At 56.8% G+C, this 14,656-nt stretch carries 13 protein-coding genes; 11 read left to right on the forward strand and 2 right to left on the reverse strand.

Translation table 11 applies throughout. The features are described 5' to 3' along the window. Nucleotides 1–9 precede the first annotated feature (9 nt). The 8 genes from hpaX (at nucleotide 10) to yjiA (ending at nucleotide 9,214) form a co-directional block, all read left to right on the forward strand. Complete coding sequence (hpaX, locus tag O1723_RS18780; protein WP_014882412.1) at nucleotides 10–1,362, forward strand: 4-hydroxyphenylacetate permease; 1,353 nt, start codon at nucleotides 10–12, stop codon at nucleotides 1,360–1,362. After that, complete coding sequence (gene hpaA, locus O1723_RS18785; RefSeq protein ID WP_014882411.1) at nucleotides 1,334–2,224, forward strand: 4-hydroxyphenylacetate catabolism regulatory protein HpaA; 891 nt, start codon at nucleotides 1,334–1,336, stop codon at nucleotides 2,222–2,224. Before hpaX ends, hpaA begins: the two co-directional genes overlap by 29 nt. A 195-nt stretch (nucleotides 2,225–2,419) precedes the next feature. Next, nucleotides 2,420–3,982: a 4-hydroxyphenylacetate 3-monooxygenase, oxygenase component gene (gene hpaB / locus O1723_RS18790; RefSeq protein WP_014882410.1), complete on the forward strand. Its 1,563-nt coding sequence runs from the start codon at nucleotides 2,420–2,422 to the stop codon at nucleotides 3,980–3,982. A 17-nt stretch (nucleotides 3,983–3,999) separates the two neighbouring features. Next, nucleotides 4,000–4,509 (forward strand): 4-hydroxyphenylacetate 3-monooxygenase reductase subunit, encoded by a 510-nt coding sequence (locus O1723_RS18795; protein ID WP_014882409.1) that lies wholly within the window; start codon nucleotides 4,000–4,002, stop codon nucleotides 4,507–4,509. A gap of 178 nt (nucleotides 4,510–4,687) precedes the next feature. After that, entirely contained in the window at nucleotides 4,688–5,605 is a 918-nt protein-coding gene (locus O1723_RS18800; RefSeq protein ID WP_023331945.1) for a helix-turn-helix transcriptional regulator, read from the forward strand. Nucleotides 5,606–5,796: 191 nt separating this feature from the next. Then, nucleotides 5,797–7,950: a carbon starvation CstA family protein gene (locus O1723_RS18805; RefSeq protein WP_014882408.1), complete on the forward strand. Its 2,154-nt coding sequence runs from the start codon at nucleotides 5,797–5,799 to the stop codon at nucleotides 7,948–7,950. Between the two features lie 96 nt (nucleotides 7,951–8,046). Continuing rightward, nucleotides 8,047–8,250: a YbdD/YjiX family protein gene (locus O1723_RS18810; RefSeq protein ID WP_003856610.1), complete on the forward strand. Its 204-nt coding sequence runs from the start codon at nucleotides 8,047–8,049 to the stop codon at nucleotides 8,248–8,250. A gap of 10 nt (nucleotides 8,251–8,260) precedes the next feature. Then, nucleotides 8,261–9,214, forward strand: coding sequence for a GTPase (gene yjiA / locus O1723_RS18815; RefSeq protein WP_014882407.1), 954 nt, complete (start codon nucleotides 8,261–8,263; stop codon nucleotides 9,212–9,214). A gap of 57 nt (nucleotides 9,215–9,271) precedes the next feature. Here the strand turns inward: yjiA and O1723_RS18820 are convergent, their stop codons facing one another. Continuing rightward, the gene (locus tag O1723_RS18820; protein ID WP_014882406.1) at nucleotides 9,272–10,630 is read right to left on the reverse strand and encodes an esterase-like activity of phytase family protein; all 1,359 of its coding nucleotides are present in this window, start codon (nucleotides 10,628–10,630) and stop codon (nucleotides 9,272–9,274) included. A gap of 410 nt (nucleotides 10,631–11,040) precedes the next feature. Between O1723_RS18820 and O1723_RS18825 the strand changes: the two genes are divergently transcribed. Continuing rightward, a complete protein-coding gene (locus tag O1723_RS18825; RefSeq protein WP_248191237.1) occupies nucleotides 11,041–11,586 on the forward strand; it encodes a YfaZ family outer membrane protein in 546 nt (181 codons plus the stop codon). 102 nt (nucleotides 11,587–11,688) lie between these two features. Here the strand turns inward: O1723_RS18825 and O1723_RS18830 are convergent, their stop codons facing one another. Next, nucleotides 11,689–13,059, reverse strand: a complete 1,371-nt coding sequence (locus O1723_RS18830; protein WP_023331941.1) for an NAD-dependent succinate-semialdehyde dehydrogenase — start codon at nucleotides 13,057–13,059, stop codon at nucleotides 11,689–11,691. A gap of 151 nt (nucleotides 13,060–13,210) precedes the next feature. On the opposite strand from O1723_RS18830, the gene O1723_RS18835 reads away from it, so the two are divergent. Beyond that, entirely contained in the window at nucleotides 13,211–13,963 is a 753-nt protein-coding gene (locus O1723_RS18835) for an AraC family transcriptional regulator (RefSeq protein ID WP_014882403.1), read from the forward strand. Nucleotides 13,964–14,001: 38 nt separating this feature from the next. Continuing rightward, nucleotides 14,002–14,655 carry a LysE family translocator gene (locus O1723_RS18840; RefSeq protein WP_014882402.1) on the forward strand — a complete coding sequence of 218 codons (654 nt, stop codon included), beginning with the start codon at nucleotides 14,002–14,004 and terminating at the stop codon, nucleotides 14,653–14,655. The last annotated feature ends 1 nt before the right edge of the window (nucleotide 14,656 follow it).

The raw sequence follows: 14,656 nt of genomic DNA on the forward strand, positions 1-14,656 counted from the left end.
GAGCGCACCATGACGACCTCTACCCTGCAAACCCATGATAATAAAGCTGTTGAACAACGCGCCATTAACAAGCTGTTCCGACGTTTAATCGTGTTTCTCTTTATCCTGTTTGTTTTCTCGTTTCTCGACCGCATCAACATCGGCTTTGCCGGACTGACGATGGGTAAAGATCTCGGCCTCACCTCCACCATGTTTGGCCTGGCCGCAACCCTGTTTTACGTCACCTATGTGCTGTGCGGGATCCCAAGCAACATCATGCTGGCGAAGATCGGCGCGCGGCGCTGGATCGCCGGGATCATGGTGGTGTGGGGCATCGCCTCCACCTGCACCATGTTCGCCACCAGCCCTGAAACCCTTTACGTCCTGCGCATGCTGGTGGGCATTGCCGAAGCCGGTTTCCTGCCGGGGATCCTGGTCTATCTCACCTGGTGGTTCCCGGCCTATCACCGCGCCCGCGCCAACGCGCTGTTTATGATCGCCATGCCGGTCACCATGATGCTCGGTTCAATCCTCTCCGGGTACATTCTGGCGATGGACGGGCTGTGGAACCTGAAGGGCTGGCAGTGGCTGTTCCTGCTGGAAGGGCTGCCGTCAGTAGTGCTCGGGGTAGTAACCTGGTTCTACCTTAACGACACGCCGGATCAGGCCACCTGGCTGGATGAGGACGAAAAGCAGGCGCTGAAAACCATGATCGCCCGCGAGCAGGAGGTCGCCATTGTCCGTGCCGTCACGCCGCGCTCGACGCTGCGAGAAGTGCTGACGCCCGCCGTGCTGCTCTATACGCTGGCCTACTTCTGCCTGACCAACACGCTGAGCGCGATCAACATCTGGACGCCGCAGATCCTGCAGAGCTTTAACACCGGCAGCAGCAATATCGTCATTGGCCTGCTGGCGGCGATCCCGCAGTTTTGCACCATCCTCGGGATGATCTGGTGGAGCCGCCGATCCGACAGGCTAAAAGAGCGAAAAAAGCACACCATCCTGCCGTACCTGTTCGCGGCGGCGGGATGGATGCTGGCCTCCGCCACCGATCACAGCCTGATCCAGCTGCTTGGCATCATCATGGCCTCAACCGGATCATTTACCGCCATGGCGATATTCTGGACCACGCCAGATCGGGTGATTAGCCTGCAGTCCCGCGCGGTGGCGCTGGCGGTGATCAACGCAATCGGCAATGTGGGTTCTGCCGTTAGCCCGCTGCTGATCGGCATTCTGCGCGACGCGACCGGCAGCTTCAGCTCCGGGCTGTGGTTCGTGGCCGGGCTACTGGTGGTCGGCGCGCTGGTGCTGACGCGCATTCCGATGACGCAGCGGGATCAACAGAGGAACGATCATGTGCCAGAGCCCTATCGCCAACATTGATATCAGCAAGGAGTACGACGAAAGTCTGGGCACCGACGATGTGCACTACCAGTCGTTCGCACGCATGGCGGCCTTTTTTGGCCGCGACATGCAGGCGCATCGTCACGACCAGTATTTTCAGATGCACTTTCTGGATACCGGGCAGATTGAACTCCAGCTCGACGATCACCGTTACTCGGTGCAGGCCCCGCTTTTCGTTCTCACGCCGCCGTCGGTGCCGCACGCGTTTATTACCGAATCCGACAGCGACGGGCACGTGCTGACGGTGCGCGAGGATCTGATCTGGCCGCTGCTGGAGGTGCTCTACCCCGGCACGCGGGAAGCGTTTGGTCTGCCGGGGATCTGCCTGTCGCTGGCCGACAAGCCTGATGAACTGGCGGCGCTGAAACACTACTGGCAGCTGATAGCCCGGGAGTCCATGGAACAGCTGCCGGGCCGCGAGCATACGCTGGTTCTGCTGGCGCAGGCCGTATTCACTCTGCTGCTGCGCAACGCGAAGCTCGACGATCACGCTTCAGGCGGTATGCGCGGCGAGCTGAAGCTGTTCCAGCGCTTTACCCAACTGATCGACACGCACTACCACCAGCACTGGACAGTGCCGGAATATGCCAGCGAACTGCACCTGACCGAATCCCGGCTAACCGATATCTGTCGCCGCTTCGCCAACCGCCCGCCGAAGCGGTTGATCTTCGACCGACAGCTGCGGGAAGCCAGACGGCTGCTGCTCTTTTCCGACAGCGCGGTCAGCGAGATTGCCTGGCAGCTGGGGTTTAAAGATCCGGCCTATTTCGCCCGCTTTTTTAACCGCTTAGTGGGGTGCTCGCCAAGCGCATATCGGGCGCAGAAAGTACCGGTTTCCTGAACGCATCACGGTTCGTAGGGCGGGTAAGCGCAGCGCCACCCGCCGAAAAGCCGCACAGATCACAAATCCACATCCCCCCCGAAAAGTACCCGCCGTTGTCCCAATCGTCCCTTCACGTTCCGCCCCTCTCAGGCTTCAATTAAACAACAAAAACAAAACATAAATTTAACATCACCATTCCGATACGAGGTCCCTATGAAGCCTGAAGATTTCCGCGCCGATGCCAAACGTCCGTTAACCGGTGAAGAGTATTTAAAAAGCCTGCAGGACGGGCGTGAGATTTATATCTACGGCGAGCGCGTCAAAGACGTCACCACCCATCCGGCGTTTCGCAATGCGGCAGCCTCCATCGCGCAGATGTACGACGCCCTGCACAAGCCGGACATGCAGGACACGCTGTGCTGGGGCACCGACACCGGCAGCGGCGGTTACACCCACAAGTTCTTCCGCGTGGCGAAAAGCGCCGACGACCTGCGCCAGCAGCGCGACGCTATCGCCGAATGGTCACGCCTCAGCTACGGCTGGATGGGGCGCACGCCGGACTATAAGGCCGCGTTCGGCTGCGCGCTCGGTGCCAACCCGGCCTTCTACGGTCAGTTCGAGCAGAACGCCCGCAGCTGGTACACCCGCATTCAGGAAACCGGCCTGTATTTCAACCACGCCATCGTTAACCCGCCTATCGACCGCCACAAACCGGCGGATGAGGTGAAAGACGTCTACATCAAACTGGAGAAAGAGACCGACGCCGGGATCGTTGTCAGTGGGGCGAAAGTGGTGGCAACCAACTCGGCGCTGACCCACTACAACATGATCGGCTTCGGCTCCGCGCAGGTGATGGGCGAAAACCCGGACTTTGCGCTGATGTTCGTCGCACCGATGGATGCCGAAGGCGTCAAGCTCATCTCCCGTGCCTCTTACGAGATGGTGGCTGGCGCAACCGGCTCCCCGTATGACTACCCGCTCTCCAGCCGCTTTGATGAGAACGACGCGATCCTGGTGATGGATCATGTGCTGATCCCGTGGGAAAACGTGCTGATCTACCGCGATTTCGACCGCTGTCGTCGCTGGACGATGGAAGGTGGCTTTGCGCGGATGTATCCGCTACAGGCATGCGTGCGCCTGGCAGTGAAGCTCGACTTCATCACCGCCCTGTTGAAAAAATCGCTGGAGTGTACCGGCACCCTTGAATTCCGCGGCGTACAGGCGGATCTCGGCGAGGTGGTGGCCTGGCGCAATATGTTCTGGGCGCTGAGCGACTCAATGTGCTCTGAAGCCACGCCGTGGGTCAATGGCGCGTATCTGCCGGACCACGCGGCGCTACAGACCTACCGCGTGATGGCCCCGATGGCCTACGCGAAGATTAAGAATATTATCGAACGTAACGTCACCAGCGGGTTGATCTATCTGCCGTCCAGCGCGCGGGACCTGAATAACCCACAGATTGACCAGTATCTGGCGAAATACGTGCGCGGCTCCAACGGCATGGATCACGTCGAACGCATCAAGATTTTGAAACTGATGTGGGATGCCATTGGCAGCGAGTTTGGCGGCCGTCACGAGCTGTATGAGATCAACTACTCCGGTAGCCAGGATGAAATTCGCCTGCAGTGTCTGCGCCAGGCGCTGAGCTCCGGCAACATGGACAAAATGATGGCGATGGTCGACCGCTGTATGTCCGAATACGACCAACACGGCTGGACGGTGCCGCACCTGCACAACAACAGCGATATCAACATGCTGGATAAGCTGCTGAAATAGCGCAGCGGGAGGTTTCAATGCAATCAGAAGAACGCCTGCGTTTTCGCGACGCGATGGCCAGCCTGTCGGCCGCAGTCAATGTCGTCACCACCGAGGGGGAAGCGGGCCGCTGCGGCATTACCGCCACCGCAGTCTGTTCGGTTACGGACACCCCGCCGTCGGTCATGGTGTGCATCAACGCCAACAGCGCCATGAACCCGGTATTCCAGGGCAACGGCAGACTGTGCATAAACGTGCTGAACCACGAGCAGGAGATCATGGCTCGCCACTTCGCCGGGATGACCGGTATGACAATGGAGGAGCGCTTTGCCCTCTCCTGCTGGCAGAAAGGCCCGCTGGCGCAGCCGATGCTGAAAGGTGCGCTGGCCAGCCTTGAAGGCGAGATAAGCCAGGTGCAAACCATCGGCACGCATCTGGTGTATCTTGTTGAAATTAAAAATATCATTTTGAGTGATGCAGGACACGGCCTGATCTACTTCAAACGCCGTTTCCACCCGGTCATGATGGAGGTGGAAGCCACCGCGTAATTCTCCCGCGCGCTGGCCTTTTTTTCGGCCAGCGCCACTTTCTGCAAAAACTCCTAAGGTTTCCGCTAAATCACGCCGTTATACAACCATAAGATAAATTTTCTGTGCCTGAATACTGACATCTCTGGTCAGTGCTTCCCGCTTCATTCAGCGCATACCTAATATACAGGATGACCTTATGGCTAAAACGACGCGGAGCCGCTCGGCTGAACGTCTGGTCGATATTCTGGTTGAGCTACATTTAAACGGTGTGGTAAACCGCAGTGCGCTAATGACCAAATTTAAAATTACCGAGCGTACCGTCTACCGGGATTTAAATGCGCTCTCTCCTATCGTTGAACATACCGGTAACGGGCTATATCGGCTGATCCATTCCGCACAATCTCCCGGCGGACAAGGGTTACATCTCACACTGGCTAACTTCCTGAATGCAGATAACTTTTTCCCTGAAAGAAATACGGAATTCTGGCAAAAGCTGGAAACACGCGTTGACGAAAATCATATTCTTATCCTTGGTAACGACGCAGAGCACACGGTACAACGTGATATCAGCCGTCATTTAGCGAAAATTGAGAAATCTATTAAGAACCATAATGTTTGCCAGATCGTTTATAAGGGTAAAACCCGCCTGATTAATCCCTATAAACTCATTAACAAAAAAAATATATGGTATTTACAAGCTACCGAAAATAGTCGGCTTAAATCCTTTTCATTGAGTCAGATTCGCTGGTTTGATATTCAGAAAACCCTTTTTACCCCTGAAGAGAATGTCCGCGCGCTCCTGGAAAAAAGCCTCGATCCGTGGGTGTCTGAAGATACTTTCACCGTGAAAATATTCATTAAAGATAATATTTCACATTACTTCCTGCGCCGGGATCTTCTGCCGGAACAAGAGCTGCTGGAAGAACAACGCGGCGGTATCACGCTGCGCTGCCGGGCGGCACACGAGAACCAGATCCTGCCGCTGCTGTTCTACTGGCTGCCGAATATTCAAATCCTGGAGCCGAACTGGCTGAAGGAGAAACTGGTTAAAACGCTGGAAAACTATCTGGCGATGGCGCGCAGCCCGGATAACCACGTGATCTCAATCACATAATTTCCTCCAGCGGCGGCGAGCCTTAACCACTCGCCGCTTCCTTTGACCGCTCACCCGTCACTTTCAACCACTCATTCATTTACCCACCTTTACACGCGCGAGGATCTGGCACGATCGCTCCAGCATTACTCAATACCTCCTCACAACGAACCTTGACCCTTTTTTCTTTACATAAAAAACCAGGTCTTACTATGGATACTAAAAAACTACTTAAGCACGTGCCCTGGGCCTTACTCGGGATCCTCGGTGCTTTCTGTCTGGCGGTTGTCGCATTACGCCGGGGCGAACACGTCAGCGCCCTGTGGATCGTCGTCGCGTCCGTTTCCGTCTATCTTGTGGCTTATCGCTACTACAGCTTATACATCGCGCAGAAGGTCATGAAGCTCGACCCAACGCGCGCCACGCCGGCGGTCATTAACAATGACGGCCTGAACTACGTGCCAACCAACCGCTACGTGCTGTTTGGTCACCACTTTGCCGCCATTGCAGGCGCTGGCCCGCTGGTCGGCCCGGTACTGGCCGCGCAGATGGGCTACCTACCGGGTACCCTCTGGCTGCTGGCGGGCGTGGTGCTCGCGGGCGCGGTGCAGGACTTTATGGTGCTGTTTATCTCCTCACGCCGTAACGGTTCGTCGCTGGGTGAGATGATCAAAGAAGAGATGGGTCGCGTGCCGGGCACCATTGCCCTGTTCGGTTGTTTCCTGATTATGATCATTATCCTCGCGGTGCTGGCGCTGATCGTCGTGAAAGCGCTGGCCGAAAGTCCGTGGGGCGTGTTTACCGTCTGCTCTACCGTACCGATCGCGCTGTTCATGGGCATTTACATGCGCTTCCTGCGCCCGGGGCGCGTGGGCGAAGTCTCCGTGATTGGTATCGTGCTGCTGGTTGCCTCTATCTACTTTGGCGGCGTCATTGCGCATGACCCGTACTGGGGCCCGGCGCTGACCTTTAAGGACACCACCATCACCTTCGCGCTGATTGGTTACGCGTTTGTATCCGCCCTGCTCCCGGTATGGCTGATTCTGGCACCACGTGATTACCTCGCGACCTTCCTGAAAATCGGGGTTATCGTCGGGCTGGCTATCGGGATTGTGATCATCAACCCTGAGCTGAAAATGCCGGCGGTGACTCAGTACATTGACGGCACCGGCCCACTGTGGAAAGGCGCGCTGTTCCCGTTCCTGTTTATCACCATCGCCTGTGGTGCCGTGTCTGGCTTCCACGCGCTGATCTCCTCCGGCACCACGCCGAAGCTGATGGCCAACGAAACCGACGCGCGCTTTATCGGTTACGGCGCGATGCTGATGGAATCCTTCGTGGCGATCATGGCGCTGGTTGCGGCGTCTATCATCGAACCGGGCCTGTACTTCGCAATGAACACCCCGCCTGCGGGTCTGGGCATCACCATGCCAAACCTGCATGAGATGGGCGGCGAAAATACCGCGCTGATCATGGCCCAGCTGAAGGATGCCAGCGCCCACGCGGCAGCGACCGTCAGCTCCTGGGGCTTCGTGATCTCCCCTGAGCAGATCATGCAGACCGCGAAAGACATCGGCGAACCGTCCGTGCTGAACCGCGCAGGTGGCGCACCGACGCTGGCTGTCGGTATCGCACATGTGTTCCATAAAGTGCTGCCGTGGGCAGACATGGGCTTCTGGTACCACTTCGGTATTCTGTTTGAAGCGCTGTTTATCCTCACCGCGCTGGATGCCGGTACCCGTGCGGGCCGCTTCATGCTGCAGGACCTGCTGGGTAACTTCGTGCCGTTCCTGAAGAAAACCGACTCTCTGGTGGCGGGTGTGCTCGGCACTGCGGGTTGCGTAGGCCTGTGGGGTTACCTGCTGTATCAGGGCGTGGTTGATCCACTCGGCGGCGTGAAGAGCCTGTGGCCGCTGTTCGGTATCTCTAACCAGATGCTGGCCGCTGTGGCTCTGGTACTTGGCACCGTCGTACTGGTGAAAATGAAACGCACCAAATACATCTGGGTGACCGTCATTCCTGCACTGTGGCTGCTGCTCTGCACCACCTGGGCGCTGGGCCTGAAGCTGTTCAGCACCAACCCGCAGCTGGAAGGCTTCTTCTTCATGGCGAACCAGTACAAAGAGAAGATTGCCGCAGGCGGCGCAGATCTGACCGCGCAGCAGATTGCCAACATGAACCATATCGTGGTGAACAACTACACCAACGCAGGTCTGAGCATTCTGTTCCTGGTGGTGGTGTACAGCATCATTTTCTACGGTATCAAAACCTGGCTGAAAGTGCGTAACGCCGAAGGCCGTACGGATAAAGAAACGCCGTACGTGCCGGTGCCGGAAGGCGGCGTGAAGACCTCTTCACACCATTAAAAAAATGGCGGGTGGCGCTACGCTGACCCGCCCTACAACGGTACTGTAGGCCCGGTAAGCGTAGCGCCACCGGGCTTTGTCTTATCAGGATGCATTATGTTTGGTAACTTAGGCGAAGCGAAAAAATACCTCGGTCAGGCGGCAAAAATGCTGATTGGTATTCCGGACTATGACAACTACGTTGAACATATGAAGACCAACCATCCGGATAAACCGTACATGACCTACACTGAATTCTTCCGCGAGCGTCAGGAAGCACGCTACGGTGGAAGTGGAGAAGGCGGCGTCCGCTGCTGCTAAAGGAGAGAACATGACCTCGATTGCCGTCACCCTGCTGACCGGTTTCCTCGGCGCCGGTAAAACCACCCTGCTGCGCCACATCCTGAACGAGCAGCACGGCTTCAGGATCGCCGTCATCGAAAACGAATTCGGCGAAGTCTCCGTGGACGATCAATTAATAGGCGATCGCGCCACGCAGATCAAAACCCTGACCAACGGCTGCATCTGCTGTACCCGCTCAAACGAGCTGGAAGACGCCCTGCTGGATCTGCTCGACAGCCGCGATCGCGGTGAAATCGACTTCGACCGCCTGGTGATTGAATGCACCGGCATGGCCGACCCCGGCCCGATTATTCAGACCTTTTTCTCCCATGACATTCTTTGCCAGCGCTACCTGCTGGACGGCGTCATCGCCCTGGTCGATGCGGTTCACGCCAACGATCAGATGAACCAGTTCACCATCGCCCAGTCTCAGGTGGGCTACGCTGACCGCATCCTGCTGACCAAAACCGACGTGGCGGGTGACAGCGAGAAACTGCGTGAACGTCTGACCCGCATTAACTCCCGCGCGCCGATTTACACCGTGACGCACGGCGATATCGACCTCTCACAGCTGTTTAACACCAACGGCTTTATGCTGGAAGAGAACGTCACCACGAAACCGCGTTTCCACTTTATGGGAGACAAGCAAAACGACGTGACGTCGATTGTGGTGGAGCTGGATTACCCGGTGGATATCAGCAAGGTCTCCCGCGTGATGGAGAACCTGCTGCTGTCATTTGCCGACAAACTGCTGCGCTACAAAGGGATGCTGTGGATCGACGGCGAACCGAACCGCCTGCTGTTCCAGGGCGTGCAGCGCTTATACAGCGCCGACTGGGATCGCCCGTGGGGCGATGAAGCGCCGCGTAGCGTAATGGTATTTATTGGCATACAGCTGCCGGAGGAAGAGATTCGCGCGGCGTTTGCAGATCTGAAAAAATAACCGCCCTGCTTCCCCTCTCCCCCGTGGGGAGAGGGGAAGGTTGAGGGGTGCCTAAACTTATTTCAACGCCTCCGGCAGCGTCACAATCCACAGCTCACTATCCGACTCAGGCTTCTTCAGCGGCTTCACGCTAAGCGTGGTTTCAACCGGTTTATCATCCAGCGTCAGCTTGCCTTCCGCGTTCACCCGATAATCCTTGAGCTTCTTGCCCTCGACCGGATTTTGCATCGCCACCTTCACGCCAAAGTCATTATCGTTCGCCACGGCAAGCCGTTTGCTGTCGATCAGCGCCAGCCCTTCAGCTTTCTCCTGCTGCCAGCCCAGCGCGCGCAAATCAACGACCTGCGTTTTTGCCGCAAGGGTAATGCCGCGCTGCTTCAGGGTTTTCTCATCATCAAACTCCGGGTACTCGCCCGGCTTGTCAAAGGCGCTCAGGTCGCTCGCCTTGCTGAGGTCCACCTTGTAGATAAGGTTACGCATCCCGTCATTTTTATCGCTGCCCTGCTCAATCAGCAGGATATGCTGGTCATCAAGCGCCACGATGTCGCCGATTTTGGCATCACTGTTTTTGCTGTAGGCCGCGCTGTCGATAGGGTAGCCGTACATCGCTGTTTTGCCGGTCGCCGGGTCGAAGCTCACGAGACGCGTAAACAGCGCCTGCTTTTTGCTTTTACCGTCGATATCCAGCGTACTTTGTACCGCGGCGATAATGCGTCCGTCCGGCATACGGGTCAGGCCTTCAAAGCCCCGGTTCGGTTGGCGCCATTTGATAACGTTTGGCAGACCGCCCGCGATCGACTTTTCCCCTTCCGCCGCCTGCGGGCCGTGGATCGCCAGGATTTTCCCTTTACTGTCGACGTTAATCAGAAACGGACCATACTCGTCGCACAGCCAGTAGCCGCCTTTGCCGTCCGGCGTGATGCCTTCCGTATCCAGCCCGCGGTTGTCACCCTTCAGCGTCTTTAGGGTGTCGCTAAACGCCACCTCATTGGTGGATCCAATCACGCCGCTTTGCAGCGGCAGACCGTTAATCTCGCCTTTATCGTCATGCAGCGGGCGGGCATCCGTCGCTTCTGCTTTACCGTTCTGCACGCGGATGGTCATCAGCAGCGGCGCGAAATCCGGCGTGACAAAAATTTTGGCTTCATTTTTACCCATTTTTGGCGCATCGGCGTTTGGACCGCGATCGGTCACGGTTGCAAAGGTCAGAGCATCGCCCTGCTTACCCGTAAACAGCAGGCCAGAGCCAATGCCCACCGGGAGTCCGTTCGGAAATGCGCTGGCGAACGCGCCGCTGTAATTGACGTGTGAGCCTTCAGGAAAGCTGACGACATAGCGCTCAGCCGTGGGCTGTGCCGCCAGGCCAGAGAAAGAGAGCGCACAACCAACCAGCACAGGAATGATTTTTCTTTTCATATTGTTAGCATCCAGTAAGTGAAGCCAACAACGTAATGAACAAACGTGTCAGAAAAATGACATCGCAGGGAAAGGCGCCTGCGCGAGAGAACGTGTTTTCACCACCATAAGTGTAAATCTTTGTTGTTTTATGTGATTTTTGAAATATTTTTGGAAATTTCTGGAGCCTCCATTATTACACCTCCAGTCACTATCCCGTCCTCGTTCAGTTTATGTTTAGTCAAAAAACTAAACGGTTTCTAAACGCCTGAAAATCACGCGTTGACTCCCGTTCAACCAAACAAAAACGCAACATTAAATAAATTAAATTTAACAAAACCAGCATAAAACAGCGACTTGTATCACATTTGCAGTCATAAACGTCGCTTGTTATGGTGCCTCCAGATTAATTTGATGATGAGGCACGAAACATGAAAAAACTGAATATCCTTCTTCTTTCTGCACTGACCGCCCTCTCTGGTTCCGCACTGGCCATGGGCGGTAGCGTTGAGCAGGGTAAAAACTTTACTAACCTCAATCTGGAAATGGGCAAATCCTCATCCGGCCTTTACGCCGAAAGCAACTGGCTCAAAAACACCGATGACGGTACCCAGACCGGTGGCGTGGGCGCAGGCTACAACCTGGAAGTGGGCCCGGTCATCCTGAACGCAGGCGCGAAGGCGATCTACATCGGCCCGAAAAAAGGCGATAACGGCGTGGCGTTCCCGATTGGTGGCGGCGTAAACGTTGCGCTGACGGACAGCATCCATGTCTATGGCGAAGGTTACGTTGCGCCTGAAGGCCTGAACAACAGCGTGAAAAACTACGTGGAAGCCAACGGCGGCGTAAGCTGGACGCCTGTCACGCCGCTGACCCTGAAAGTGGGTTACCGCCACGTGAGCGTTGATGGCAAAGACGGTCGCCCTGGCCACACGCTGATTGACGGCGCATACGTGGGCGGTGGTGTGTCCTTCTAAGGCTGTATTGCGCGTTTCGCCCGGCGGCGCTACGCTTGCACGGGCCTACGGGTTTTGTAGGCCGGGTAAGCGCAGCGCCACCCGGCAAGAAAGGCGATGACGTTACTTACGCACCACCACCAGCTTCTGGTTCACAAACTCTTTTATCCCCAGATCCGACAGCTCGCGTCCATAACCGGAGCGCTTCACGCCGCCGAACGGCAGCTCTGGCGCGGTATCGGTGAGCCAGTTGATGTACACCATCCCGGTCTCAATCCGCGACGCCATTTTCTTCGCGCGCTCGATATCCTGACTGAATACCGCCCCACCCAGGCCATAGTGTGAATCGTTCGCCAGGGCGACGGCCTCGTCGTCGTTTTTCACCACATACATCTGGGCCACCGGACCGAAGAACTCCTCGAAATACGCCGGGTTGTCGCGAGAGATATTCGTCAGAATCGTCGGCTCGAAGAAGCTGCCGTCACGCTGAACAGGTTTACCGCCATAGTGCAGCGTCGCACCGTTTTTCACCGCCTCGTTAACCTGTTTGGTCAGCGTTTCCAGCGCATCTTTAGACGAGAGCGGTCCCAGCGTGGTGCTTTCGTCCAGCGGATCGCCGATTTTCACCTGCTTAAACGCCTCGGTGAATTTAGTCAGGAAGGCATCCGCAATCTTTTCATGCAGGATAAATCGCTTCGCCGCGGTACAGACCTGCCCGGCGTTGTTGAGGCGCGCACTGACCCCCGTCTTCACCGCTTTTTCGAGGTCGGCGTCATCCAGCACCACGAAGACGTCGTTACCGCCCAATTCCAGCGTGGATTTCTTGATGTGCTTCGCCGCCTGTGCGGCCACGACGCTACCGGCTTTTTCGGAACCGGTCAGCGCGGCACCCTGGACGCGATCGTCAGCGATGATGTTCGCCACCTGATCGGACGAGATAAACAGGTTGGTCCACGCCCCTTCCGGCGCACCCGCCTCGCGTACCAGATGGGCAAAGGTCTCAGCGCAGTGCGGTACAATGCTGGCGTGTTTGGCGATGACCGGGTTCCCCGCCGCCAGGTTCGGCGCCAGAACGCGCATCAGCTGGTAGTACGGGAAGTTCCACGGCTCAACGGCCATCAGTACGCCGATAGGATGATGCTCCACCCACGCTTCCCCAAGTTCTGAGGGATACTTCACCGGCGCCAGGAACTGCTTCGCGTTGTCGGCGTAGTAGCGCGCGATTTGTGCGCACAGCTTCACCTCGCCGCGGCTCTGCTCGATGAGCTTACCCATCTCCTGACTGGCGATTTTCGCCAGATCGTCCACGCGCTCGTCGATCAGGTCGGCAAGCTTATGCAACACCGGGAGACGCTGGTTGATGTCGCCTTTCGCCCAGTCAGAATGGTAAAGCGCATCAGCCGCCTTCAGGGCCGCTTCAATATCCGCGTCGGTATGTGAGGGGTATTCTTTGATGAGCTGGTTAGTGGCAGGATTTACTGTCTGATAAGCCATATCGAATCTCCATGTTTTACCGCTTAGGGTATTAAGGGTAGTCAACATGACTGGCTATGGACGTAAAGTTGGGTATATCCGGACGGTTCCTAATGAAGCGCTGCCAGACGGTTGCCTGACGTGGTATAAAAAACGTCCAGAAGGAGTTCCCATGACCGATATCCGACACATCCTCCAGACTTTTCACCGCGCCTCAGGCCTTGAGCTGCGCAGCACATGGCAGAGCACGCAGGCCTACAAACGTCATTGTCATCCTCAACTCTCTATTGGCGCGATTGTGGAAGGCCAGACCTGCTGCGTGTGCCATGACAGGGAGTACATCCTTCATCCCGGGGATCTGATTGTGATCCCGGCTTATGCGCCGCACAGCTGCAACCCCATCGCCGGGCAAGCGCGCAGCTACCATATGCTCTATATCGACACCGATCGTCTTCTGGCGCTCCAGGTGATCCGTAACGCTACGTTCTTCAAGCACTTCCTTGATATTGTTGAGACAATGTCGCCTGCATCCGTGGACAGGCTGCTTTCTGCCCTTCCCCACCGTGCGGATAACCCTGATGCGCTGCGTTCAACCAGCCAGCATATTCAGCAGGCACTTCTTGCCGATCTGGCTGCACCGCCTTCGCTTGATGAACTTGCTCAACGCTTCTCGCTACGCAAGGAGACGCTGATTCGTACCTTCCGGCAGGACACCGGGCTGACGCCAGCCAGCTTCCTTAATATCTCCCGCGTGGAATACGCCAAAGCACGGCTGCGCGCCGGGGATGATATTGCCGACGTAAGCTACCAGAGTGGGTTTGCCGATCAGAGCCATTTCCATAAGACCTTCGTTCGCTATAGCGCCGCTACGCCGCGCCAGTACGCCACAGGACGATCAATATCAGACAATAATCAGGATACGTAACACCGTAAGGTGATCTCAGTTACGGCTATGAGGTCACTATGGAACTGTTCTTCCCTTCCGCTTTTCTCGCCCTGGCGCTGGCGCATTTTGTTGCGCTGTTAAGCCCGGGTCCGGATTTCTTCTTGCTTGTGGGCTACGCGGCGCGCTACCGACTGCGCGGCAGCGCCGGGCTGTGCCTCGGCATCGCCGCGGGTAATGCGCTCTATATTGTTCTGGTGATTGTCGGCTGGAGCGCCCTGCGCCAGTTTACGTGGCTGTTTACGCTAATCGAACTGTCCGGGGCGCTGTACCTGCTGTGGATTGGCTCGCACCTGGTGCGCAGCCGCCCGCAGACGCTGGCGCTGAATGAAACTCATCAGCGGCTTCCCGCATTGCGTAAGCAAATCCTGCTGGGGCTCGGCTCGGCACTGCTTAATCCGAAGAACGCGCTGTTCTATCTGGCGCTGATGACGGCGTTACTGGGGCCAGACGTCACGCTGCTTCAGCAGGCAACCTGCGGCGTCTGGATGGTGATGGTGGTGCTGGTGTGGGATCTGGCGCTGGTGTCGCTAATGGGGTTGCGAGCGGTGCAACAGAAGCTCAGCCGTGCGCTCGGGTGGATTGAACGCACGGCGGGCGTGGTGCTGATGGGGTTTGGTGGGTGGGTGCTGTGGCGATTTTTGCATTTTCTTCCCGTCTCCCTCTATCCTTAAC

This window comes from Enterobacter cloacae complex sp. HYC080_NIDB, assembly GCF_056673325.1.